General features: G+C 70.3%; 23 protein-coding genes. 16 read left to right on the top strand and 7 right to left on the bottom strand.

Annotated elements, in window-relative coordinates:
* Positions 1-18 precede the first annotated feature (18 nt).
* The 4 genes from ACIBO2_RS50730 to ACIBO2_RS50715 form a co-directional block, all read right to left on the bottom strand.
* Entirely contained in the window at positions 19-894 is an 876-nt protein-coding gene (locus ACIBO2_RS50730; protein ID WP_397304687.1) for an ABC transporter ATP-binding protein, read from the bottom strand.
* On the bottom strand, positions 891-1709 hold the full coding sequence (locus tag ACIBO2_RS50725) for a carbohydrate ABC transporter permease (protein ID WP_358540744.1): 819 nt from the start codon (positions 1707-1709) through the stop codon (positions 891-893). Before ACIBO2_RS50725 ends, ACIBO2_RS50730 begins: the two co-directional genes overlap by 4 nt.
* Positions 1706-2602, bottom strand: coding sequence for a sugar ABC transporter permease (locus ACIBO2_RS50720; RefSeq protein WP_358540746.1), 897 nt, complete (start codon positions 2600-2602; stop codon positions 1706-1708). Before ACIBO2_RS50720 ends, ACIBO2_RS50725 begins: the two co-directional genes overlap by 4 nt.
* A 122-nt stretch (positions 2603-2724) precedes the next feature.
* Positions 2725-4089, bottom strand: coding sequence for an extracellular solute-binding protein (locus tag ACIBO2_RS50715; protein WP_358540748.1), 1365 nt, complete (start codon positions 4087-4089; stop codon positions 2725-2727).
* Between the two features lie 172 nt (positions 4090-4261).
* On the opposite strand from ACIBO2_RS50715, the gene prcB reads away from it, so the two are divergent.
* The 6 genes from prcB to ACIBO2_RS50685 all read left to right on the top strand — a co-directional run bounded on the left by prcB (position 4262) and on the right by ACIBO2_RS50685 (position 10218).
* Positions 4262-5110 carry a proteasome subunit beta gene (prcB, locus tag ACIBO2_RS50710; RefSeq protein WP_397304686.1) on the top strand — a complete coding sequence of 283 codons (849 nt, stop codon included), beginning with the start codon at positions 4262-4264 and terminating at the stop codon, positions 5108-5110.
* A 20-nt stretch (positions 5111-5130) separates the two neighbouring features.
* A complete protein-coding gene (gene prcA / locus ACIBO2_RS50705; RefSeq protein ID WP_358541408.1) occupies positions 5131-5946 on the top strand; it encodes a proteasome subunit alpha in 816 nt (271 codons plus the stop codon).
* Between the two features lie 266 nt (positions 5947-6212).
* The gene (locus tag ACIBO2_RS50700) at positions 6213-6728 is read left to right on the top strand and encodes a hypothetical protein (RefSeq protein ID WP_363994166.1); all 516 of its coding nucleotides are present in this window, start codon (positions 6213-6215) and stop codon (positions 6726-6728) included.
* Between the two features lie 141 nt (positions 6729-6869).
* On the top strand, positions 6870-8228 hold the full coding sequence (gene pafA / locus ACIBO2_RS50695) for a Pup--protein ligase (protein ID WP_357649547.1): 1359 nt from the start codon (positions 6870-6872) through the stop codon (positions 8226-8228).
* A 74-nt stretch (positions 8229-8302) separates the two neighbouring features.
* Positions 8303-9241 (top strand): FKBP-type peptidyl-prolyl cis-trans isomerase, encoded by a 939-nt coding sequence (locus tag ACIBO2_RS50690; RefSeq protein ID WP_358540752.1) that lies wholly within the window; start codon positions 8303-8305, stop codon positions 9239-9241.
* Positions 9242-9321: 80 nt separating this feature from the next.
* On the top strand, positions 9322-10218 hold the full coding sequence (locus ACIBO2_RS50685; RefSeq protein ID WP_397304685.1) for an FKBP-type peptidyl-prolyl cis-trans isomerase: 897 nt from the start codon (positions 9322-9324) through the stop codon (positions 10216-10218).
* A 105-nt stretch (positions 10219-10323) separates the two neighbouring features.
* On the opposite strand, the gene ACIBO2_RS50680 is transcribed toward ACIBO2_RS50685, so the two are convergent.
* On the bottom strand, positions 10324-11106 hold the full coding sequence (locus ACIBO2_RS50680; RefSeq protein WP_358540757.1) for a GNAT family N-acetyltransferase: 783 nt from the start codon (positions 11104-11106) through the stop codon (positions 10324-10326).
* 107 nt (positions 11107-11213) lie between these two features.
* Here ACIBO2_RS50680 and ACIBO2_RS50675 point away from each other — a divergent pair, with 107 nt between their 5' ends.
* The gene (locus ACIBO2_RS50675) at positions 11214-11855 is read left to right on the top strand and encodes a helix-turn-helix domain-containing protein (protein ID WP_358540759.1); all 642 of its coding nucleotides are present in this window, start codon (positions 11214-11216) and stop codon (positions 11853-11855) included.
* Positions 11856-11888: 33 nt separating this feature from the next.
* A complete protein-coding gene (locus ACIBO2_RS50670; RefSeq protein WP_397304684.1) occupies positions 11889-12368 on the top strand; it encodes a DUF3291 domain-containing protein in 480 nt (159 codons plus the stop codon).
* Here the strand turns inward: ACIBO2_RS50670 and ACIBO2_RS50665 are convergent.
* On the bottom strand, positions 12314-13354 hold the full coding sequence (locus ACIBO2_RS50665) for a DUF3866 family protein (RefSeq protein WP_397304724.1): 1041 nt from the start codon (positions 13352-13354) through the stop codon (positions 12314-12316). The two genes, ACIBO2_RS50670 and ACIBO2_RS50665, sit on opposite strands and share 55 nt — an antisense overlap.
* A 96-nt stretch (positions 13355-13450) precedes the next feature.
* Here ACIBO2_RS50665 and ACIBO2_RS50660 point away from each other — a divergent pair, with 96 nt between their 5' ends.
* The 6 genes from ACIBO2_RS50660 to ACIBO2_RS50635 are packed head-to-tail and all read left to right on the top strand — an operon-like array spanning position 13451 to position 17701.
* The gene (locus ACIBO2_RS50660) at positions 13451-14401 is read left to right on the top strand and encodes a WYL domain-containing protein (protein WP_358540766.1); all 951 of its coding nucleotides are present in this window, start codon (positions 13451-13453) and stop codon (positions 14399-14401) included.
* On the top strand, positions 14398-15363 hold the full coding sequence (locus ACIBO2_RS50655; RefSeq protein ID WP_358540768.1) for a WYL domain-containing protein: 966 nt from the start codon (positions 14398-14400) through the stop codon (positions 15361-15363). Before ACIBO2_RS50660 ends, ACIBO2_RS50655 begins: the two co-directional genes overlap by 4 nt.
* Positions 15360-15560: a hypothetical protein gene (locus tag ACIBO2_RS50650; RefSeq protein ID WP_358540770.1), complete on the top strand. Its 201-nt coding sequence runs from the start codon at positions 15360-15362 to the stop codon at positions 15558-15560. The genes ACIBO2_RS50655 and ACIBO2_RS50650 overlap by 4 nt, the downstream gene beginning before the upstream one ends.
* A 28-nt stretch (positions 15561-15588) precedes the next feature.
* Positions 15589-15909 (top strand): Sec-independent protein translocase subunit TatA, encoded by a 321-nt coding sequence (gene tatA, locus ACIBO2_RS50645; RefSeq protein ID WP_358540772.1) that lies wholly within the window; start codon positions 15589-15591, stop codon positions 15907-15909.
* A 33-nt stretch (positions 15910-15942) separates the two neighbouring features.
* Positions 15943-16797 carry a twin-arginine translocase subunit TatC gene (tatC, locus tag ACIBO2_RS50640; protein WP_358540774.1) on the top strand — a complete coding sequence of 285 codons (855 nt, stop codon included), beginning with the start codon at positions 15943-15945 and terminating at the stop codon, positions 16795-16797.
* A 16-nt stretch (positions 16798-16813) separates the two neighbouring features.
* A complete protein-coding gene (locus ACIBO2_RS50635; RefSeq protein ID WP_358540776.1) occupies positions 16814-17701 on the top strand; it encodes a YegS/Rv2252/BmrU family lipid kinase in 888 nt (295 codons plus the stop codon).
* 37 nt (positions 17702-17738) lie between these two features.
* Here ACIBO2_RS50635 and ACIBO2_RS50630 read toward each other — a convergent pair whose 3' ends face one another.
* Entirely contained in the window at positions 17739-19217 is a 1479-nt protein-coding gene (locus ACIBO2_RS50630; RefSeq protein ID WP_358540778.1) for an MDR family MFS transporter, read from the bottom strand.
* Between the two features lie 54 nt (positions 19218-19271).
* Here ACIBO2_RS50630 and ACIBO2_RS50625 point away from each other — a divergent pair, with 54 nt between their 5' ends.
* Positions 19272-19901 (top strand): TetR/AcrR family transcriptional regulator, encoded by a 630-nt coding sequence (locus tag ACIBO2_RS50625; protein WP_358540780.1) that lies wholly within the window; start codon positions 19272-19274, stop codon positions 19899-19901.
* A gap of 41 nt (positions 19902-19942) precedes the next feature.
* Entirely contained in the window at positions 19943-22666 is a 2724-nt protein-coding gene (locus ACIBO2_RS50620) for a DEAD/DEAH box helicase (RefSeq protein ID WP_358540782.1), read from the top strand.
* Positions 22667-22883: the final 217 nt, after the last annotated feature.

The raw sequence follows: 22883 nt of genomic DNA, 5'->3' as shown, positions 1-22883 counted from the left end.
CCCCGGTGGACGCCTCTCTCAGAGTAGGCGGCCGTCGCGGTAGAGGAGGGAGCGGCGAGGGAGTGCCCAGGCGGGGGTGCCGATGGGAGGTTCGTCACCTTCGGGGACGACGGCCTGGATGAGGGTGTCGTCCGTCTCGAAGGTGACCAGGGTGCTGGTGCCGAGGTTCTCCAGGACGGAGACGGTGCCGGGGAAGGCGTCGGGGCGGGCTTGGAGCAGGAGTTCCAGATATTCGGGCCGCGCTCCATACACGAGATCTCCGTCGGCGATGCCCGCAGGGGCGGGGAGGGTGGCGCCGGCGACGTGGAGGGTGCCGGAGGTGATCTGGCCGGGCAGCAGGTTCATGGGGGTGGAGCCGATGAAGGCGGCCACGAAGGGGGTGGCGGGGCGCTGGAACACCTCGGCGGGGGTGCCGACCTGGATCATCCGGCCGTGGGACATGACGGCGACGCGGTCGGCCAGGGCGAGGGCCTCGGCCTGGCCGTGGGTGACGAAGACGGTGGTGACGGCGAGTTCGCGTTGCAGGCGCTTGAGGAAGGTGCGGGCTTCGAGGCGGAGCCGGGCGTCGAGGTTGGACAGTGGCTCGTCGAAGAGGAACGCGGTGGGGCGGCAGGCGATGGCGCGGGCGAGCGCGACGCGTTGCTGCTGGCCGCCGGACAGCTGGGCGGGGCGGCGGTGCAGGAGGTCGGGCAGGCTGAGGCGCCGGGCGACCTCGGCGGCTCTGGCGGCGCGTTCCGGGCGGGGGACCTTCTTGATGCGCAGGAGGGTGGTCTTGCCGCAGCCCGACGGGCCGAGCAGGGCGAAGAACTCGCCGTCGGCGATGGTGAGGTCGAGGCCGTCGAGGGCGCGTACTCCGCCGGGGAACACCTTGGTGAGGCCGTGCAGTGAGATCACCGTTTGATCCCTCCGTGGAAGCGGAAGCCGTACCGCTGGGAGACGAACAGGTACATCGCCACCACCGGGAGCGAGTAGAGCAGCGAGAAGGTGGAGATGAGCTCGAGTCTGGGTGAGCCGCCCTCGGTGTAGAGGGTGTAGAGGATGACCGAGCCGGGGGCCTTGTCGGGGTCGCGCAGCAGGATGAACTGGAACAGGAATCCGCCCCACACGCTGGCCAGCGCCCAGACGGCGATGGTGGCCAGGCCGGGCCGTACGAGGGGGATCACGATGTGCCGCAGGATCTGCAGGGATGAGGCGCCGAAGACGCGTGCCGACTCCTCGTAGGTGGTCGGCGTCTCGTCCATGAAGTCCTTGAGGATGAAGATGGCGGCGGGCAGCAGACCGCCGGAGACGACGAGGATGACGCCGAGGTGGGTGTCGATGAGGTCGAGCCTGGTGGCGAGTTCGAAGATGGGCACCATGGCGGCGGTGCCGGTGACGACGGACGACAACAGCAGGAGCAGATAGAGCAGCACGTCGCGGCCGGGGACGCGGACCCTGGACAGGGCGTAGGCGGCGAGTGCGGCCAGGACGACGACGAGCGCGGCGGCGCCGCCGCCCTGGATGAGGGAGTTGCGAATGGAGCCGAGCGCGTAGGGGTTGTCCAGGATGGCGGCGAAGTTGCGCAGGGTGAAGTCCGGGATGGAGGTGGTGATCGCCGGGCTGGCGTCGAAGGGGGCGCTGGCCAGCCAGAGCATGGGCAGCGCGAAGAAGGCCAGGACGACGGCGATGAACACGGTGGCGGCGAGCCGTCCGATGGTGTGCCGGATCATGCCGGTGGCCTTCCCGCCGCGCGGCGCCGGCCGCGCAGCAGCCGCAGGTACGCCAGGGCGAAGAGGAGGTTGATGAGCAGGATGAGGAAGGACACGGCGGCGCCCACGCCGAGTTCGCCGCCTTTGAGGGCGATGTTGTAGACGTAGACGGGCAGGATCTCCGAGCGTCCTTCCGGCCCGCCGCCGGTCAGGACGAACGGGGTGAAGTCGTTGAAGGTCCAGAGGCTGATCAGCAGCAGGTTCGTCAGCACGTGCCGGCGGATGAGCGGGAAGACCACGTCGCGCAGTTGCTGCGGCACGGAGGCGCCGGCCAGGCGGGCGGTCTCCAGCTGCGAGGGTGGCACGTTCTCCAGCGCGGCGGCGTACAGCATCATCGAGAAGGCGGTGCCGCGCCAGACGTTGAAGACGATGATGGACGGCAGCGGGTAGTCCAGCAGCCAGCCCAGGCCGGGCGTGCGCAGGAGCGCGTTGAGTGTGCCGTCGTCGCGGTCCAGCAGGGCGAACCAGAGGAAGCCGACGACCGTGCTGGGCAGGATCCACGACAGCAGCACGACGCCTTCGACGGCCCGTCGTAGCGGCCCGCGGCGGGTGCGCAGCAGCCAGGCGAGGGTGAAGCCGAGCCCGGCCTGGCCGAGGACGGCCGAGCCGCCGACGTAGACGACGGTGAGCCACAGCGAGCTGAGGAAGCGCGGGTCGGTCAGCGTGGTGGTGTAGTTGTCCAGGCCGACGACCTGGGGGTCGGCGGCGGCCAGGCCGGTGAGGCGATAGTCGGTGAGCCCGAGGTAGATCGTCCAGAGGGCGGGGAATACGAGGAAGACGCCGATGAGGACGAGAGCGGGCAGGACGAACCCGGCCGCTCCGGCCTTTCCCAGCCCCGCCGCGTCAGTATTCATGGCGATCCTTCGGATCGCGGTTCGGTCGCTGGGATCCTGTGCCTTCCCTCGTCTCTCCGGTCGCTTCGCTCCCTGCGTTCCTCGGTCCAGGCGCAGGCGCTCCCTCACGGTTCATGGCGCCCTCACCCGGCGACGTGGTCGGCGCCGCCTACCAGTCCTTCCAGCTTGGCCTGGTAGGTGGCCGCCGCCTCGTCGGCGGTCTTGCCGCTGACGATCGCCGCGGTGGCCTCCTGGAGGGCGACGGAGACCTGGGGGTAGACGGCGAGGCCGGGGCGGTAGGCGGTGATGGGCAGCACCTTGTCGGCGATGTACTTCAGCATCGGGTCGGCGGTGAGGACCTCGCTGTTGACGTCGCCGCGGGAGCTGATCCGGGCCTGTCCGGCCAGCTGCGACTTGGTGGCCGCCGCGGAGTGCATGAAGGCGAGCAGTTCCCAGGCCAGCTTGGGGTTCTTGGAGAAGGGGTTCAGCACGCGTACGGCGCCGCCCGACATGCTGGCGAAGTCCTGGCCGCGGATGGCGCCGCCGGGGTTCTTGGCGGGGATCTCGGCGTAGCCGACGGCCGAGTCGCGGTCGGCCATGGGGGCCACCCCGGCCTTCGGCTCGATGACGGAGCGCCAGAAGTAGTCGCTCTCGACCAGGATGCCGATCTTGCCGGCGGCGAACTGGGCGAAGGACTTGTCGCGGCCCTTGGCCTCCTGCTGCAGCTTGGGGTCGCTGAGCCCGGAGGCGTAGAGCCGCTGGTAGAAGCCGAGGACGTCCTTCATGGCCCGGCTGGCGCCGGTCCACTTGCCGTCGGCGTAGATCTCGGACCCGGCGGCGGCGAGGAGGGGGAGCACGCCCTGCATGGTGGTGGCCTCGCCCATCGCGGTGCCGGCGTTGATCTGGATGGGGGTGGGCACGCCCGCGGCCTTCAGCCTGCCGCCGGTCGTCAGGATGTCCTCCCAGTTCGCCGGCTGCCATGGGTCGGGCAGTCCGGCCTTCTTGAACAGGGTCTTGTTGTAGAACAGGACGCGGCCGTCGGTGCCCTGGGGCAGGCCGTACTTCTTGCCGTCGAAGACGCCGAGCCCCTGTACGGCCTGCGGGATCTGTGACCAGCCCTCCCAGGAGTCGACGGCGGGCCCGCCCACCTCGGTGAGCGGCTTGATGTAGCCGGCCTGGGCGAACTCGCCGACCCAGATGCCGTCGAGGTCGATGACGTCGGCTCCGGCCTTGGACTTGAGGTCGAGCGCGATCTTGGTCTTGTACTGCTCGTCGTCGACGCCGCTGGGCTGGAAGAGCACCTTGACGTTGTGGTGGGTCTGCTCGAATCCGGGGATCACCCATCGCTTGATCCAGTCGGCGGACTCGGAGTTCTTGCCGCCGGAGATGGAGTTGGCGGTGATGACGAGGGTGATGCCCTCCCCTGCGGCGGGCGCGCCGGTCCCGCAGGAGCTGAGGGCCACGATGGCGAGAGCCGCGATCACCGCAGGTCGGCTGGGGAGTAGCATGTCGGCCTCCTGTTCAGGACGTGCAGACATACCGACAATCGCATGGCCTCTACTGGGCGTAAAGAAACGATCTGGTGACCGGTTCGCCGTGGGCTGATCGTGGGAAGTGCAGACAGCGACGCAACATGAGTAGGGTCCCCTCTAGGGACAGTGACGTTTGGGAGGGAGTCGCGTGGCATCGCACAGGGATCTGCCCGTCGGCTTGATGGACCAGCTTTTCCACAACACCGGAAGTTCCTCGTTCACCGAGTTCGTCGGTTCGCGCGCGCCAGGGCTGCTTCCGGTGCGTGGTGAGATTCTGGCCACGCCGATCGGCGACCAGGTTCCGCACGCGACCACGATCGTCGCCGCCACGTTCGCGGGTGGCGTGGTCATGGCGGGCGACCGGCGGGCGACGTCGGGCAACATCATTTCTCAGCGTGACGTGGAGAAGGTGTTCAGGACCGACGATTATTCGTGCATGGGCATCGCCGGCACGGCCAGCACGGGCATCGAGATGGCCAGGCTCTACCGGGTCGAGCTGGAGCACTACGAGAAGCTGGAGGGCCGCACGCTATCGGTCAACGGCAAGGCCAACCGGCTGGCCGCGATGATTCGCGGCAATCTCGGTATGGCGATGCAGGGGCTGGTGGTGGTGCCGCTGTTCGCCGCCTATGACGCGGAGCGGGACGGCGGGCGGATCTTCAGCTACGACGTGGCGGGCGGCCCCTACGAGCGTGACCGGTTCGACGCGATCGGTTCCGGTTCGATCTTCGCGCGGGGGGCGTTGAAGAAGCTCTACCGCGATGGGATGTCGGCGGACGACACGGTGATGGCGTTGATCCAGGCGCTGTACGACGCGGCGGACGACGATTCGGCCACCGGCGGGCCCGATGTGACGCGGAAGATCTGGCCGATCGTCTCGGTGATCGACGCCGACGGCTTCCGCCGGTTGTCGGACGACGAGGTGGCCGGCTACGTCGAGCAGATGCTCGAACTGCGCCTCATCTCCCCTGACGGCCCCATCGCCCCGCTGCGCTAGAAAGGACCCCTTCCGTGTCCATGCCTTTTGGATATGCGTCCCCTGAGCAGATCATGCGGGACAAGGCCGACTACGCGCGCAAAGGCATCGCGCGGGGCCGCAGCGTCGTCGTGCTGCAGTACGAGGACGGCATCCTGTTCGTCGCGCCCAACCCGTCGCGGGCGCTGCACAAGGTCAGTGAGATCTACGACCGCATCGGGTTCGCGGCGGTGGGTCGTTACAACGAGTTCGAGGAGCTCCGGCTGGGCGGCATCCGCTACGCCGACATCAACGGCTACACCTATGACCGCTCCGATGTGACGGGTCGTGGGCTGGCCAACCTCTACGCGTCCAACCTGGGCCGCATCTTCACCGAGTCGATCAAGTCGCTCGAGGTGGAGGTCGTGGTGGCCGAGGTGGGTGACGCGCCGGAGGGTGACGCGATCTACCGGCTGACCTTCGACGGGTCGGTCTTCGACGAGCACGGCTTCGCGGCGATGGGCGGTCAGGCGGAGGCGGTGGCGACGCGGCTGAAGGAGGGCTACCGGGAGGGCATGCCGCTGGCCGCCGCGCTGGAGGTGGCGCTGACGGCGCTCACGGAGCCCGGTGGGGAGCGTCCGCCGGTGGGGCAGCTGGAGGTGGCGGTGCTGGACCGCAACCGTGAGCACCGCAAGTTCCAGCGGCTCGCGGGGCCGCGCCTAGAGCGTCTCCTCGCCGCCGCTCCGCCCGCTGCCACTCCGCCCGCTGCCACTCCGCCCGCCGCCGGCGGCTCTCCGCTCGAATCCGACGCCGGCCCCGACACCCCGCCTCCGACCGGTCCCGAGGGCGACGTCGACGACGGCTCGCCGCCGCTCTAGGCGCTGCCTCCGAGCCTGCGTGGCCGGGCATGGCCAACCGCTCCGGGTGTGCGCGGCTCGGGTGTTCTGATCTCGTCCTGCTCGGACGGGCGATCTTCGCCCGTCCGAGCTTTTTGTCGTACAGGGCCGGTGTCCGCCTGGCTGGACAGGGGCTCGGGCGCCGTCACGAGACGGCCTGCGAGCCCTGGGGGAGTGTGACCTGGTTCACACGTATTTGGGCGAACCGCCGAGCGGGAACGAGGATCTCAGAAGGCGTGAAGAACCCAATGCGTACCCTCCTCGCCGGCGCCGCCGCCGCGACCGTCGTCCTTACGGCCGCCACCGCCGCGAACGCCGCCACCACGGGCCTGCCCAAGTTCAAGGCGCCCAAGACCTTCGGCACGACCTTCCAGGCCGACCCGAAGCACGACTTCACCAAGCACATCTCCTCCCGCCACGACGGCATCCTGCGTGGCCAGATCACGCACCTCAGCGGTGACACCGCCGAGTACACGCCGGTCAAGTGGAAGAAGGGCACCATGACGGAGGGGCAGTTCGTCACCCCGCCCGAGGGTGAGTCGATGGCCTACTCCTCGCGGATCGCCAAGAACGTGGTGTTCCTGTCGGCGTTCGGCTGCAAGGTGGCCGAGGGCGACCTCACGGTCGGCAAGAAGGACGCTCTCGGCAGCAAGCGCTGCTCGCGGTCGGTCCTGATCAAGCGGCACAAGAGCAACGCCCACCCGTCGCTGATCACGGTCTACAAGGGCGAGATCGTCCAGGTCCAGGAGATCTACACCCCCTGATGCCCCAAGCGGCCGTACAAGCGGAGAATGACGCCGCTATGACCATCCGGCGGGGCCGCCTCGCGAGACGGACGCAAGCGCGTGAGGGAAACACGGGGAAGATCTCTCCCGCTTGACGATCCGTGGGCATAGTGTGAGGTGATGGATCGTCGCATCTTCGGGCTGGAGAACGAGTACGGCGTGACCTGCACGTTCAGGGGACAGCGCAGGCTGTCCCCCGACGAGGTCGCGCGCTACCTGTTCCGGCGGGTCGTGTCCTGGGGCCGATCGAGCAACGTCTTCCTCCGCAACGGCGCACGTCTGTACCTCGACGTGGGCAGCCATCCTGAATACGCAACACCCGAGTGTGACAACGTCATCGAACTCGTCACCCACGACAAGGCCGGCGAACGCATCCTCGAGGGACTCCTCGTCGACGCCGAGAAGCGGCTGCGCGAAGAGGGCATCGCCGGTGACATCTACCTCTTCAAGAACAACACCGACTCCGCGGGAAACTCCTACGGCTGTCACGAGAACTACCTGGTCGGCAGGCACGGCGAGTTCGGCCGGCTGGCCGATGTGCTGATCCCGTTCCTGGTCACCCGGCAGATCATCTGCGGCGCGGGCAAGGTGCTGCAGACGCCGCGCGGCGCGGTCTACTGCGTGTCGCAGCGCGCCGAGCACATCTGGGAGGGTGTCTCCTCGGCGACGACCCGGTCCAGGCCGATCATCAACACGCGCGACGAGCCGCACGCCGACGCCGAGCGGTTCCGCCGCCTGCACGTCATCGTCGGCGACTCGAACATGAGCGAGGCCACCATGCTGCTCAAGGTCGGCGCCACCGACCTGGTGCTGCGCATGATCGAGGCGGGCACGGTGATGCGCGACCTGTCGCTGGAGAACCCGATCAGGGCCATCCGCGAGGTGTCGCACGACATGACCGGGCGGCGGCGGGTGCGGCTGGCCAACGGCCGTGAGGCGTCGAGCCTGGAGATCCAGCAGGAATACCTGTCCAAGGCCAAGGACTTCGTCGACCGGCGGGGCGGTGACCCGATCGCGCGCCGGGTGCTGGAGCTGTGGGAGCGGACCCTGCACGCGGTCGAGACCGGCAACCTCGACCTGGTGGCGCGCGAGATCGACTGGGTGACGAAATACCAGCTCATCGAGCGTTACCGCAAGAAGTACGACCTGCCGCTGTCGTCGCCGAGGGTGGCGCAGCTCGACCTGGCCTACCACGACGTGCACCGCAAGCGCGGCCTGTTCTACTTGCTGCAGAAGCGCGGCTCGGTGGAGCGGGTGGCGTCCGACCTGAAGATCTTCGAGGCCAAGTCGGTGCCGCCGCAGACGACCAGGGCGCGGTTGCGGGGTGAGTTCATCCGGAAGGCGCAGGAGAAGCGGCGCGACTTCACCGTCGACTGGGTGCACCTGAAGCTGAACGACCAGGCGCAGCGCACGGTGCTGTGCAAGGACCCGTTCCGCAGCGTCGACGAGCGGGTGGACAAGCTCATCGCCGGAATGTAGCGACTGGTTTACCCCGGCCCTACTTCGATGTCGGATAGGGTGACGCGAATCTGACGTCTTTCCGAGGGAAATCCATGCGCCGCGCTCTGGCCGCTCTGGCCGCCGTGCCTTTGATCTTCTTCGCCGCCGCGTGCGGCGGCTCCGACTCGGGTGCCAACGGGGCCGCCGCCACCGCGAGCAGCGCTCCGGGCAAGGTGCAGGTCACCGGCAATGTGGGCGCCAAGCCCACGGTGACCTTCCCCGCCGGCTCGCCCGCCACCAAGTCCTCCTACGAGGTGCTGACCCCTGGCACGGGCCCGCAGGTGAAGAGCGGCGACAAGATCATCATCAACCTGACCGTCTACAACTGGGACGGCAAGCAGAACGCCTTCCAAGGCTCCTCCTATGACTCCAAGGCGCCGGAGACCATCGCGGTCGACCAGCAGCTGCCGCAGGTGCTGCAGGACGGCTTCTCCAAGGTCAAGCACGGCGGCCGGGTGCTGGCCGTGCTGGCCGCCGACGCCGCTCAGCAGCAGCAGGGCCAGCAGCCGCAGCCGACGAAGGTGTTCGTCGTGGACGTGGTCGGGGCGCCGCCCGCGGCGCTGAAGGCGGCCACCGGCAAGGAGGTCGGCGAGAGCATCAAGGGCGTCAAGGTCGTCAACCCGGGCGGTGACAAGGCGCCCGAGCTGACCACCAAGACCAAGGACAAGCCGTCCAAGGACCTCGTGGTCAAGACCGTGATCCAGGGCACCGGCGCGAAGGTCAAGGAAGGCCAGACCGTGGTCGCCCACTACACGGGCAAGATCTGGGGCACCGACAAGGTGTTCGACTCCAGCTGGACCAAGGGTGAGCCGGCCTCGTTCCCGCTCGCGAACGTGATCAAGGGCTGGCAGCAGGGCCTGGCCGGGGTTCCGGTCGGCAGCCGGGTCGTGATGAGCATCCCGCCGGACCTCGGTTACGGCAAGCAGGAGCAGAACGGCATCCCGGCCAACAGCACGCTGGTGTTCGTGGTGGACGTACTGTCGGCTTACTGACGGGTGATCTGACAACGCGGTAGCATCTCCGGGCCCGGCGACGACACCGTCGCCGGGCCCGCCCGCTCGGGAGGGGTCCGATGCGCCGCCGTACCGCCGTGCTGCTGTTACCGCTGGCCCTGCTGACGGCCTGCACCGGCACCGAGGCGGGCGATCCCGAGCTGAAGGTGGGCGGCCGGTTCGGCGCCAAGCCCACGATCGTCTTCCCGGCCGGCAAGCCGGCGGCGGGGCTGCAGGTGGACCAGCTCGCCGAGGGCAAGGGCGCGCCGTTGGGCAAGGACGACGTGGCGATCGTCCAGTACACCGCGCACGTCTGGGACGGCGGGGAGAACCGGCTCGTCGACTCCAGCTTCAACCGCGGCGCCCCCGCCGCCTTCCCGGTCGGCCGGCTGATGCCCGGCCTGGACCTGGCGTTGCGGGGCCGCAAGGTGGGCAGCAGGGTGATCGCCGCCATCCCGCCGGCCGACGGCTTCGGCGCGAACCCGCCGCAGGGGGTCGGCTCGGGCGACGACCTGTTCTACGTGATCGACATCCTCGGCGCGCACCCGAAGAACGCCTCGGTCAAGGGGCGGGCCGGGTCGATGGCGGGCGTGCGGGTGACCGGCGGCGCCCGGCCGGGGCTCTCGGTGCCCGCGACCGCGCCGCCCCGCCGGTTCGCCGCCAAGGTGCTGGCCAAGGGGACGGGCCGCCGGACGCGGGCGGGGCAACTGCTGGTCACCCAGTACGAGGGGGCCATCTGGGGGCAGCGGCGGATCTTCGACGCCACCTGGAGTACCGGGCAGCCGAAGGCGTTCACGATCGGCGACGGCAGTGTGATCAAGGGCTGGGACCGGGCGTTGGTGGGCGTTTCGGTCGGCAGCCGCGTGCTGATGATCGTCCCGCCCGCCTACGGTTATGGGCCCACGGGGCAGCCCGCCTTCGGCATCCGCGCCGCAGACACGCTGGTCTTCGTGGTGGACGTCCTGGCCGCCTACTGAGACGTCTTGGCGGTCCGCTGAGACGTCCTCGCGGTCTGCCGAGACGTCCTGGCGGCTTGCTGTGACGGTCCTTGTCGTGTGCTGGAGCGAGCGAGCGGGACGGGGTCAGGGCGTCCAGACGTACGGCGTGGTCGTGGTCACCGTGTGGAAGCCCAGGCGTCCCAGGATCGGCCGGCTGTCGTCCGAGGCGTCCACCTGGAGATGGTCCACCCCGGCCGCCACGGCGAGCTGGGCGCGCCGGGCGACCAGCGCGCGGTAGATGCCGCGGCCCCGCCACTCCGGCAGCGTGGAGCCGCCCCAGAGCCCGGCGAAGCCGGTGCCGGGCATGTGCACCAGCCAGGCGGCCGAGACGACCCGGCCGTCCGCCTCGGCCACCAGTACGGCGATGCCGCCGGGATCGGCCTTGACCCGCTGGATCAGGTCCTCGCCCAGCCAGCTCCAGTCCTCGCCCCAGACGACCGACTCCATGGCGGCGATGGCCCGCAGGTCGGCGTCGGCGGTCACCTGCCGGATGGTCACGCCGGCGGCCAGGGGCGGTGCGTCCAGCATCTCCTTGGCGACGCCGACCAGCACCGTCTCCCGCTCCTCCGGCGCGAAGCCCGCGCGGACGAGCCGGTCCGGCAGGTCGGCGGGCAGGTCGTGGGCGCGGGTCTTCCACTCCACGGCCTCACCGCGGGCCGCGAAGTGGTCGCGCTGGCGGGCGATCAGCGCGTCCAGCCGGTCGCCTTCGACACCGAGCACGGGCGGGCCCTCGACGAAGCCGCGGAACCTGCCGGTGACGCGCAGCAGCGGGCCGTCCATCTCGTACACGAGCCCGTCGGCGGGGTGCTCGGGGACACGCAGCCTGGTGCGGTCGTAGGCGGCGAGAAGGGGGGAGGGTTCGCTCACGGGGAGAAGCCTAGGGGGTGCGGCCCGCGCCGGGAGATGGCGGTACGGCCGCCGGCGGGAGATGGCGGGTGCGGTCCGCGGTGGAGAGGGGCGCCTAGACTCCCGCTGTGAGCGATGACGACCTCGAGGCCCTGGCGCTGCTGCACGATCCGGTGCGGCGCAGCCTGTACGAGGCCGTGGCGGGCAGCGGCGGCGACCTGGGCCGGGGAGAGGCGGCCGAGCTCACCGGGGTGTCCAGGACGCTGGCCGGGCACCACCTGGACAAGCTCGTCGACGCCGGGCTGCTGGAGAGCGCCTTCAGGCAGCAGGAGAAGAAGGGGCCCGGCAGCGGGCGGCCCGCGAAGGTCTACCGCAGGGCCGGGGGAGAGCGGTCGGTGAGTCTGCCGCCGCGTGACTATGTGGCGCTGGCCTCGGTGCTGGCCGAGGTCGTCGACTCCCTCGGCGCCGAGGAGGCGGCCGAGAAGGCGGCGCGCGCGGCGGGGGAGCGGCTGGGCCGGGGGCGGAGTGAGCCCGTCGAGGCGGTGCTGCGCGAGCGGGGTTACGAGCCCTACGCCGAAGGCGGCACGCTGCGGATGCGCAACTGCCCTTTCCACGTGCTGAGCCACGAGCAGCCGCTGCTCGTGTGCTCCATGAACCTGGCTCTGTGCCAGGGGGTGCTCGAAGGGCTCGGCGACGATCCAGGGCGGGCCCGGCTGGATCCGCGGCCCGGCGAGTGCTGCGTGGCTCTTTCTAAAACAAAAGAAGATTGACATAGAAGAGCGAAGGGTGGTGTGCTGAGCGTCATGCATCTAGCCGAGCTGAACATCGCCCACATGCGCGCCCCGATCGACAGCCCCGAGCTGGCCGAGTTCGTCGCCGCGCTGGAGCCCATCAACACCCTCGCCGACGGCTATCCCGGATTCGTGTGGCGGATGAAGGAGAGCGACGAGGATCCGACCGCGACCCTCACCCACGAGTACGGCGACCACCTGCTGCTCAACTTCTCGGTGTGGGAGTCGCTCGACTCACTGTGGAACTACGTCTACCGCAGCGCCCATCTGGACGTGCTGCGCCGCCGCAGGGAGTGGTTCCTGCGGATGGCCGAGCCGTACATGGTGATGTGGTGGATCTCCGAGGGTCACATCCCGACCCTCGCCGAGGGCATGGCGCGCCTGGAACGCCTCAAGGCCGAGGGACCCAGCCCCGAGGCGTTCACCTACAAGGACTCCTACGACAGCAGCGAGGCCGCGCACCTGCCCGCCGCGGCCGAGGCCAGGAAGTAGGCCAGGTCCTCTTCCAGGGACCGGCCCATCGTCGAGAGCCTGACCGGCGAGTCGCGCAGCGCCTCGTGCAGGCCGCCGACCGGCACGGGCACCAGTTCGTGCCGGACGGCCAGCAGCTCGGACTGGTCCCTGACCCGCTCCCCGAACTCACCGGGCAGCAGCGGCACCGCCACCCGCGCCGGAGCCAGCGCCACGCGGCCGTAGGCGGTCAGCGAGTGGTGCGAGACGCCGAGGTGGCGCTCGCGCAGGTCGCCCTCGCTCACCCGCAGCGCCGCCACCGGCTGGCCGCGCAGCACCGCGGCGGCGTTGACCGCCTCGCCCGCCGAGACGCCCGAGAAGCCCCACCGCGTGCCCGTGCCGAGGTTGCCGGGTCCCTGCGTGACGATCGCCACGTCGGCCTCCAGCACGTGCCTGGCGGCCAGCAGGCCGGTATGGACGGTCACCGCCTCGACGTCGCCGCCGAACGCCTGTCCCACCGTCACCACCCCGGCCAGCCAGTCGATCTCCCGCAACTTCGCGCAGGCCATCGAGAACCAGGCGGGCAGCGCGCCGCCGTCCTGCATCACGTAGGCGACGCGTACGCCCGGGCGCGCCTCGTACAGGCCGCACAGGATCGGCGCCAGGGCCGAGTGCAGGTCGGCGACCACCACCGGCATGCCGTCGACCGAGTCGGCCTCGCGCAGGACCTCGTGGAAGGGCGAGTCCTGCTCGTCGGCGCCGAGCACGGTGGCCTGCAACGGGGTGTAGCGGGCCTTCACCAGGTGCCCGGGTCCCTGCGGATCTTCCGGTAAACGGTTCGGGACTGCCACCACCATGGCGTAACCTCCCGTACCGAGACCCATCGCGAGTGCCGTCGTGTTGAGCAGGACCTCGTCGCCGGGTTCCGGACGGCCCACCAGGAGCGGATAGGCCAGTGCCCGGTATGTCCCGCCGGGTTCGAGGCCCGGCTGGTGGTCCCCTCCGGAGACGGCGACGTCCAGTTCCATGGCTCCCGGCCACTCGCGCCGGATCCGCACGACCTCGCCCTTGCGCCATCTGATCACTCGGGCAGGGTAGCGTCGTTGAAGGAGGAGTGAGGCAGGATGTCGCGCCGCAAGACCGAGCGATTGCTGAACCTGGTGATCTGCCTGCTCGCCACCCGCCGCCCTTTGTCGGCCGAGCAGATCCGCCAGGCCGTTCCCGGTTATGACCGGGATGGCGACGAGGCGTTCCAGCGGATGTTCGAGCGCGACAAGAACGAGCTGCGCGAGATCGGCATCCCCATCGACGTGGTGCGCGACCCGTGGGAGGACGAGCCCGGCTACCGCATCGAGCGCCAGTCCTACGAGCTGCCGGAGATCACCCTGGAGGCCGACGAGGCCGCCGTGCTCGGCCTGGCCGCGCAGGTGTGGCAGCGCGCCAGCCTCGCCGAGGCCGCCTCCGGGGCGCTGCTCAAGCTGCGCGCGGGCGGCGTGGCCACCGACGAGACCATCGGGGCAGGGGCGCTGGAGCTGCGCCTGGACACCCGCGACCCGGCCTTCCCCGCGCTGTGGGACGCCGTACGCGACCGGCGCCTGGTGCGCTTCGACTACCGCAGCGCCGGCAGCGAGAGCGTGCGCAGCCGCACCGTCGAGCCCTGGGGCGTGGTCAGCCGCCGGGGCCGCTGGTACCTCGCCGGGTTCGACCGCGGCCGCGACGCGCCGCGCGCCTTCCGGCTCAGCCGCATCACCGGGCAGGTCGCCACTGTCGGCCGGCCTGGCTCGGTCGAGGTGCCGCCCGGCGTCGACCTGCGGGCCATGGTCGGCTTCCCCGAGGAGCCGGTCGAAGGGCGCACGGCCGTCATCCGCGTACGAGAGGGCGCCTGCGAGGGGCTGCGGCAGCTGTCCACGGCCGTGCGGGCGGGTGCCGACGGGTGGGACGAGGTCGAGCTGGGCTTCACCGATCCCGAACGGCTGGCCGGCTGGATGGCCAGCCTGGGCGCCGACGTCGAGGTGGTCGGGCCGCCCGACGCCCGCGAGGCCGTCATCCGCCGACTGAAGGGAGCGCTGGCGTGAGTGGATCCGCCGACCGGCTGCCGAGGCTGCTCGCGCTGGTGCCGTACCTGATGTCGCACCCGGGCGCGCAGCTCGGCGAGGTGGCCGGGGTGTTCGGGCTGAGCGAGAAGCAGCTCATCGACGACCTGCAACTGGTGTGGATGTGCGGGCTGCCCGGGCACACGCCCGGCGACCTGATCGACGTGTCGTGGGACGGCGGCGAGATCCTCATCGACAACGCCGACACCATCGCCCGGCCGCTGCGGCTGGGCATCGACGAGGCCAGCGCGCTGCTGGTCGCGCTGCGCATGCTCGCCGCCATGCCGGAACTGGCCGAGGTGCCCGGCGACGCGCTGCCCCGGGTGGTCGCCAAGCTGGAGCGGGCCGCCGGGGAGGGCGCGGCGGCCGTCAGCAGCCAGGTCGCGGTCGACGTCGACGCCACCCCCGACGCGCTGCTGCGCGTGCGCGAGGGGCTGACCAGGCGGCGCCGCCTGTCGCTGCGCTACTACGTGCCGGGCCGCGACGAGGTGACGCCGCGCGAGGTCGACCCCATGCGGCTGGTCGTCGTCGACGGCCGCACCTACCTGGAGTGCTGGTGCTACCGGGCCGAGGCGATGCGGCTGTTCCGGCTGGACCGGATGCTCGGCGTCGAGGTGCTCGAGGTGGCCGCCGACCCGCCCGCCGAGGCCGAGCCGATCGACGTGGCGCAGGGCGTGTTCCGGCCCTCGCCCACCGACGAGCTGGTCGAGCTTGAGGTGAGCGCCGCCGGGCGCTGGGTGGCCGAGTACTACCCGTGCGAGGAGGTCACCGAGCTGGGCGAGGGGCGGCTGCGGGTGGCGCTGCGGGCCCGCGACGAGGACTGGCTGCTCAAGCTGGCGCTGCGCCTGGGCGACACCGGCAGGGTGCTCTCGCCGCCCGCGATGGCCGAGCGGGTGCGGCAGGAGGCCGAGCGGGCCCTGAGCCGCTACGCTCACCGGACATGACCTGGATCTTCGTGGCGGCCGGGCTCGGCGTCGCCGGGCTGGCCGCGCTTGGGGTCGTGGGTGTACGACTCCTGTCCGCCGCGCGTAGTCTGAGCAGTGAAGTAGCCGAGGCGCGGGCCCAGCTCGAGCCGCGGCAGGCCAGATTGAGGCACCGGGGGGATGAGACCAACCCTCCGGCAGCGTACGATCGTGGCTGAAACAGCACTCGCTCAAAAAGGACGTTTCATGGGAAACCTCGGACCCACTGAGCTTCTGATCATTGCCGGCGTGCTCGTCCTGCTGTTCGGTGCTAAGAAGCTGCCGGAGATGGCCAGGGGCCTCGGCAGGTCGATGCGCATCTTCAAGTCGGAGACGGCCAAGCTGCGCGAAGACGACTACGACGACCGGCCGGCCACGGTCGAGACGGCGACGCAGACGCCCGCCCAGCCGCAGCCCGCGCCTCCGCAGCCCATCCACGCGGCGCCCGCGCTGTCGGTGGAGGAGCAGGCTCGCCAACTGGAGGAGCAGGCCGCCAAGCTGCGCGCCAGCGCCGACAAGAAAGCCTGACCCTGCCCCTCCTCGCACTCCTGGGACTGCTAGATGGCGCTGCTCAAGAAGTCGAGCGGAGAAGGTTCGGCCCGCGATCCCGAGGGCCGCATGCCGCTCATGGATCACCTGCGGGAGCTGCGTAACCGGCTGCTCATCGCGACGATCGCGGTGGTCGTCGGCATCGTCATCGGCTGGATCTTCTTCGACCCCGTGTGGGCGATCCTCAAGGCCCCCTACTGCGACACCATCCAGTCGCAGCAACTCGTCAAGGGCCACTGCAGCCTGACCTACAGCGGCATCTTCCAGTCGTTCTTCATCACGCTGAAGGTGTCGGCGATGGTCGGCCTGGTGCTGGCCTCGCCGGTCTGGCTCCACCAGATCTGGGCGTTCGTCACGCCCGCGCTCTATCGCGCCGAGAAGCGCTACACGGTCGTGTTCCTGCTCCTGGCGATCCCGCTGTTCGCCCTGGGCGCGGTGCTGGCCTACATCATCATGCACACCAGCCTGGGCTTCCTGCTGGGCTTCTCGCTCGACGACACGGTCGCCACCATCGGGATCGACGACTATCTCGACTACGTCCTGATCATGATCGCCATCTTCGGGATATCGTTCGAGCTGCCGCTCTTCCTGGTGTTCCTCAATGTCATCGGGGCGTTGTCGCACGCGACGGTGGCCAAGCACCGGCGCATGGTCATCTTCATCATGTTCGTGTTCGGCGCGGTGATCACGCCGGGTGGCGATCCCTTCGCGATGATGGCCCTGGCCGCACCCATGATCGTGCTGTTCGCGGCGGCCGAGTTGTTCATGTACCTGCGCGAGCGGCGACTGCCCGCCGGCGAGAACTTCTCCCACCTGTCCGACGACGAGGCATCACCCCTGGAACAGGATTCCGATGCGGACCGATAGGCGATAAGTTCCGGGCGTGGCCCCTCAACTCGTCCTGCTCGTCAACCCCGCCGCCCGAGGCGGCCGGACGGTGCGCCTGCTCGGACCCGTGGCCCGGCGCCTGCGCGCGGGCGGCGCCGAGGTGTCGGTGATCGTCGGTGACAGCGCGGCCGACGCGCTGGAGCGCGCCTGCGCCGCCGTGGCCGAGCGCCCCGACGCCCTGGTGGCCTTCGGCGGCGACGGCCTGGTCCACCTGGCCGTGCAGGCCGTCGCCGGGACGGACGTGCCGCTCGGCATCATCCCCGCGGGCACCGGCAACGACATCGCCACCGCCCTGGGCGTGCCGCGCAAGGATCCGATCGCGGCGGCCCGTACGGTGCTGCGCGGCCGCTCCCGCCTGGTCGACGCCGCCCGCGTCCGCGCGGGCCGGGCCGATGAGCTGTTCGCCGGGGTGGTGTGCTGCGGGTTCGACTCCCGGGTGAACGAGCGGGCCAACGGGCTCACCTGGCCGCCGGGGATGGCCAGATACCTGCTGGCCACCGTCCAGGAGTTGCGGCGCTTCCGGCCCATACCCTTCCGCGTCACCTTCGACGACGGTGAACCGATCGAGCGGGAGGCCATGCTGGTCGCGGTGGGCAACACCTCCTCCTACGGCGCCGGGATGCGGGTCTGCCCCGACGCCCGGCCCGACGACGGGCTGCTCGACGTGGTGATCCTGGAGGCGGTGTCCACGGCCGAGTTCGTCAGGGTGTTCCCGAGCGTCTACCGGGGCTCGCACGTCTCTCACCCGGCTGTGTCCGTCAGGCGGGTGCGCAGCGTCCGGCTGGAGGCGCCCGACGTGGTGGCCTATGCCGACGGGGAGCGGATCGGGCCGACCCCCGTCACGTGCGAGATCCAGCCGGGAGCGCTGCGGGTCATCACCTGAGATCTACAATGTAAAGGCGCGTGGGCCGTACCGGAGATCAGACCCCGACCCGTTGCGGGGCGGGCGGGTCGGCGGGCAGCGCGGGGCTGGTCCTGAGGAAGGCGGCGAGCAGTACGGCGAGGGCCATCACGCCCGCCGCCGACAGGAACACCACGTGCACACCCGACAGCAGCGCGTCCACCACCCGCTCACGAGCCTCCGGCGGCATCGCCCTCGCCAGGCTCCCGGCCCGGGTTCCGGGCGGCAGGTGCGACTCGGTGGCCCGGTTCAGCACGATGCCGAAGATGGCCGTGCCCAGCGCCGAGCCGAGCACCTGGACGAAGCGGATCGACGTGGTGGCCACGCCGAGCTGGGAGCGCGGTGCCGAGTTCTGCACGAGCATGACGACGATGCCCAGCACCATGCCGAACCCGACGCCCATCACGAACAGGTCCAAGCGCAGCGTCCAGGCGGACGTGTCCGTCTCCAGGCGGCTCAGCAGCACCATCGCGCCCGTCACGCAGGCCATGCCCGCGATCAGGAACGGCTTGGTGTCGCGACCGCGCCCGATGAGCAGGCCGGAGATCGTGCCCGACACGACCATGCCGATCGCCATCGGGATGAGGTACAGCCCCGAATCGGTGGCTTTGACGCCGGCCACCGCCTGCAGGTAGATGACCGTGTAGAAGATGCCGCCCGCCATGCCGAGGCCGGTCAGGAGCTGCAGCGGCAGGGCGATCCTGAGCGTCGGGTGGCGGAACATGGAGAAGGGCAGGATCGGCTCCGCCGCGGTGAGCTGGCGCCAGGCGAAAGCGGCGAACAGCACCACGTCCAGGCCGGTGAGCGACAGCATCGTGGCCGAGTCCCAGGCGTAGGTCTTGCCGCCCCACTCGACGACCAGCAGCAGCAGGCAGGCCGCCGCCGCGATCAGCGCCGCTCCCGGATAGTCGATGCGGTGGCGCAGCCCGCCGTCGCCGAGCCTGATGGCGATGGCGGCCGACACCAGGACGAACAGGCCGATCGGCAGGTTGAGGTAGAAGATCCAGCGCCAGGTGGCGTGGTCGGTGAACACACCACCCAGCAGCGGGCCCGCCACCAGGCCGAGTCCGGCGATGAGGCCGCCCGCGCCGCCCGCCGAGGCCCGCTGCTGGGGCGGGGTGAGGTGAGCGGCGACGATCATGGTGACGCTCATCAGGCCGCCGCCGCCGAGTCCCTGCACCGCGCGGAAGGCGATCAGCTGCCCCATGTCCTGAGCCAGCGCGCACAGCGCGGACCCGGCCAGGAACAGGCCCACAGCGCCCAGATAGACGTGCTTGGCGCCGTAGACGTCGCACAACTTGCCGTACAGGGGCAGGGCGGCGGTGGCGGCCAGGGAGTAGGCGGTCACCAGCCAGGGCAGCCGCTCCAGACCGTGGACGGGGTCGAGCTCGCGGACGATCGACCAGGACGCGGTCGCGACGATGTTCTGGTCCAGTACGGCCAGGATGAGCGTGAGGAGGACGCCGACCATGGCGATCCGTTTCTGCGCTTCGGTCATATTCTTAGACTGGGTCAAAATTTAGACCTAGTCAACTCCGTTAGGATGGGCGCTGTGGAAGAGGGGTTGCGCGAGCGCAAGAAACGGGAGACCCGGCAGAAGATCCACAACACGGCGATGGAGCTGTTCACCCAGCGTGGATTCGCCGAGGTGTCGGTTCTGGAGATCGCCGAGCGCGCGGGGGTCTCCAAGATGACCGTCTTCAACTACTTCCCCACGAAAGAGGACATCGTCCTCGACGTGATGGGGGAGGGCTTCAACGACATCGCCCAGATGGTGAGCGGCCGGCGGCCGGGTGAGTCACTGGTCGAGGGGGCACGCCGCGAGTTCCTGGAGCGGCTGGCCCGCCACGCCCCCGAGACCGGGCTCGACGACGCTCCGGCATACACGGCGCAGCTGCAGTTGTTCAGGAAGACGCCCTCGCTGGCGGCCAGGTTGCTGATGTTCCACATCGCGGCCGAGAGGGCGATGACCGAGGCCATCGAGCGGGAGCGGCCCGGCGACCCGCGCGCGCCGTTCGCCGCCGGGCAGCTCTACGCGCTGCTGCGCACCCTGCAGGTGCAGAACAGCCGGCGCATCTACCTCGGGCAGAGCGCCGAGGAGGCATACCCCGACGCGGTCGCCGCGGCCAACGCCGGTTTCGACCTGCTGCGTGGGGGCCTGGGCGACTATCTGGCGGGCTAGCCGGGACGGACCGGAATAGCGATTTCGGTAGGGTGACGGGTATGACGAGTCCAGCGGAGCGGTACGCGGCCTTCCGCGAGAAATACGGGGACGACGGAGCCGCTCTCGGATCGTTCCGGGGCCTCTACGACTTCGAGCTCGACGACTTCCAGGTCGACGGCTGCCGCGCTCTGGAAGCGGGCGACGGGGTGCTGGTGGCCGCCCCCACCGGCTCCGGCAAGACGGTGGTCGGCGAGTTCGCCGTCCACCTGGCCCTGGAGCAGGGGCGCAAGTGCTTCTACACCACTCCGATCAAGGCGCTGTCCAACCAGAAGTACAACGACCTGGTCAAGCGCTACGGCACGGCCAAGGTCGGGCTGCTGACCGGCGACAACAGCGTCAACGGTGAGGCCCCGATCGTCGTCATGACGACCGAGGTGCTGCGCAACATGCTCTACGCCGGCTCGGCCACGCTGGGCGGGCTGGGCTACGTGGTCATGGACGAGGTCCACTACCTGGCCGACCGCTTCCGCGGCGCCGTCTGGGAAGAGGTCATCATCCACCTGCCCGAGTCGGTCCGGCTGGCGGCGCTGTCGGCGACGGTCAGCAACGCCGAGGAGTTCGGCGAGTGGCTGGGCGAGGTGCGCGGCGACACCACGGTCATCGTCGACGAGCACCGGCCGGTGCCGCTGTGGCAGCACATGATGATCGGCAACCGCATCTACGACCTGTTCATGGCCGACGACCTGACGCCGCGCATCAACCCCACGCTCATGCGGGTGACGCGCGACACCGAGCGGCTGACCGCCGGGCGCGGCCGGCGCGGCTACGGCCGGCCGCAGCGTTCGCGCCCGCCGGACCGCGCCCAGGTGATCGAGAAGCTCGACTCCGAGGCGCTGCTGCCCGCGATCACCTTCATCTTCTCCCGCGCCGGCTGTGACGCGGCCGTCCTGCAGTGCCTGCACGCCGGCATCCGGCTCACCGACGAGCGGGAGCGGCACGAGATCCGGCAGCTCGTCGACGAGCGCACCGCGCACCTGCCCGACGAGGACCTGTCCGTGCTCGGCTACCTGGAGTGGCGCGACTGCCTGGAGCGCGGCCTGGCCGCCCACCACGCGGGCATGCTGCCGGCCTTCAAGGAGGTCGTCGAGGAGCTGTTCACCCGCGGCCTGGTCAAGGCGGTCTTCGCCACCGAGACGCTGGCGCTCGGCATCAACATGCCCGCCCGCAGCGTGGTCATCGAGAAGCTCGACAAGTGGAACGGCGAGACGCACGCCGACCTCACCCCCGGCGAATACACCCAGCTCACCGGCCGGGCCGGGCGGCGGGGCATCGACGTCGAAGGCCACGCCGTGGTGCTCTGGCAGCCCGGCATGGATCCGTTGTCGGTCGCCGGGCTCGCGGGGACCCGCACCTATCCGCTGCGCTCCAGCTTCCAGCCTTCGTACAACATGGCCGTCAACCTGGTCGGCCAGTTCGGCCGCGAGCGCGCCCGCACGCTGCTGGAGGAGTCCTTCGCCCAGTTCCAGGCCGACCGGGCGGTCGTCGGGCTGGCCAAGCAGCTGCGCAAGCACGAGGAGGCGCTGGAGGGCTACCAGGAGGCGATGACCTGCCACCTGGGTGACTTCCCCGAATACGCGGCGCTGCGCCGCCGCCTGACCGACCGCGAGGCCGAGCTGTCCAAGCAGCGCGGCGCCGCGCGCCGGGCCGCGGCCGTCAAGTCGCTGGAGGCGCTACAGCCCGGCGACGTCATCCGCGTGCCGGGCGGGCGCCGGGCCGGGCTGGCGATCGTGCTCGACCCGGGGCGCAACCCACGCGGCACCGGCCCCAGCCCGCTGGTCCTGACGATCGGCAAGCAGGTCAAGAAGCTCGACCCGGCCGACTTCCCCGTCCCGGTCGAGCCGATCGAGAAGCTGCGCATCCCGAAGAACTTCAACGGCCGCTCGCCGAAGGAGCGCGCCAACCTCGTCTCCACCCTGCTGGCCAAGATCGGCGACCGCGACCTGGGCAAGCCGACCAGGGCCCGCGACCACGCCGTCGAGGACGAGGAGATCAACGAGCTGCGCCGGCGGATCCGCCGGCACCCGTGCCACGGCTGCGACGAGCGGGAGGACCACGCCCGCTGGGCCGAGCGCTACCACAAGCTGCAGCGCGAGACCGAAGGGCTGCGGCGGCGCGTCGAGGGCCGCTCGCACGTCATCTCCCGCACCTTCGACCGGATCTGCTCGGTGCTGGAGCAGCTCGGCTACCTGCACGACGAGGCCGTCACCGACGAGGGCCGCCGCCTGGGCCGCCTCTACACCGAGCTCGACCTGCTCACCGCCGAGTGCCTGCGCAGCGGGCTGTGGGAGCAGCTGGAGCCGGCGGAGCTGGCGGCGTGCGTGTCGGCGCTCGTCTTCGAGTCGCGCAACGCCGACGACGCCCGCCGCCCCAAGATCCCCGCCGGGCGGGCGCAGGACGCGCTGACGGCCATGATGCGGCTCTGGGGCGAGCTGGAGGGCATCGAGTCCGACCACGGGCTGTCCACGATCCGTGAGCCCGACCTGGGGTTCGCGTGGGCGGCGTTCCGCTGGACCAAGGGGCACAGCCTCGACGCGGTGCTCATGGACGGCATCAACGGCAACGAGCTGGCGGCCGGTGACTTCGTGCGCTGGGTGAAGCAGCTGATGGACCTGCTCGGCCAGTTGGGGCACGCCGCTCCGCAGGGGAGCAAGATCAAGCAGACCGCCGCCAAAGCCATGGACGCCATGCGCCGGGGGGTGGTGGCGTATTCGTCGCTGTCCTGATCTGATGCGGCTGCTTCTGCGGGCGTAAAGGCTCTTTTTTCCTGCTTTACGGCAGAGCACGGTGGGCCCCACCCGCCATACGGGGCCGGCCCCCGTCCAGGGGCACGCTCCTGCGGTTTACGGGGCTGGGCGCCGTTACGTGCGCCCTGTTGACCAGGGCCTTCCTGTCCGACTGACCGTCCGGTCAAGGTGATGTAGTGGGCTGTATACGCAACGT

Origin of the sequence: Nonomuraea sp. NPDC050022 (assembly GCF_044460705.1) — a bacterium.
GTDB lineage: Bacteria > Actinomycetota > Actinomycetes > Streptosporangiales > Streptosporangiaceae > Nonomuraea.
Note: the sequence above shows the minus strand (reverse complement) of the source record. Positions and strands in the feature narration are given on the sequence as shown.

Excerpts from the sequence above, each read along its gene's own strand:
- ACIBO2_RS50620 (WP_358540782.1), top strand. The coding sequence starts at position 19,943 with ATGACGAGTCCAGCGGAGCGGTACGCGGCCTTCCGCGAGAAATACGGG.
- pafA (WP_357649547.1), top strand. The coding sequence starts at position 6,870 with ATGGATCGTCGCATCTTCGGGCTGGAGAACGAGTACGGCGTGACCTGC.
- prcA (WP_358541408.1), top strand. The coding sequence starts at position 5,131 with ATGCCTTTTGGATATGCGTCCCCTGAGCAGATCATGCGGGACAAGGCC.
- ACIBO2_RS50720 (WP_358540746.1), bottom strand. The coding sequence starts at position 2,602 with ATGAATACTGACGCGGCGGGGCTGGGAAAGGCCGGAGCGGCCGGGTTC.
- ACIBO2_RS50725 (WP_358540744.1), bottom strand. The coding sequence starts at position 1,709 with ATGATCCGGCACACCATCGGACGGCTCGCCGCCACCGTGTTCATCGCC.
- ACIBO2_RS50670 (WP_397304684.1), top strand. The coding sequence starts at position 11,889 with ATGCATCTAGCCGAGCTGAACATCGCCCACATGCGCGCCCCGATCGAC.
- ACIBO2_RS50715 (WP_358540748.1), bottom strand. The coding sequence starts at position 4,089 with ATGCTACTCCCCAGCCGACCTGCGGTGATCGCGGCTCTCGCCATCGTG.
- ACIBO2_RS50700 (WP_363994166.1), top strand. The coding sequence starts at position 6,213 with ATGCGTACCCTCCTCGCCGGCGCCGCCGCCGCGACCGTCGTCCTTACG.
- ACIBO2_RS50665 (WP_397304724.1), bottom strand. The coding sequence starts at position 13,354 with ATGGAACTGGACGTCGCCGTCTCCGGAGGGGACCACCAGCCGGGCCTC.
- ACIBO2_RS50630 (WP_358540778.1), bottom strand. The coding sequence starts at position 19,217 with ATGACCGAAGCGCAGAAACGGATCGCCATGGTCGGCGTCCTCCTCACG.
- ACIBO2_RS50660 (WP_358540766.1), top strand. The coding sequence starts at position 13,451 with ATGTCGCGCCGCAAGACCGAGCGATTGCTGAACCTGGTGATCTGCCTG.
- tatA (WP_358540772.1), top strand. The coding sequence starts at position 15,589 with ATGGGAAACCTCGGACCCACTGAGCTTCTGATCATTGCCGGCGTGCTC.
- ACIBO2_RS50690 (WP_358540752.1), top strand. The coding sequence starts at position 8,303 with ATGCGCCGCGCTCTGGCCGCTCTGGCCGCCGTGCCTTTGATCTTCTTC.
- ACIBO2_RS50685 (WP_397304685.1), top strand. The coding sequence starts at position 9,322 with ATGCGCCGCCGTACCGCCGTGCTGCTGTTACCGCTGGCCCTGCTGACG.
- ACIBO2_RS50650 (WP_358540770.1), top strand. The coding sequence starts at position 15,360 with ATGACCTGGATCTTCGTGGCGGCCGGGCTCGGCGTCGCCGGGCTGGCC.
- tatC (WP_358540774.1), top strand. The coding sequence starts at position 15,943 with ATGGCGCTGCTCAAGAAGTCGAGCGGAGAAGGTTCGGCCCGCGATCCC.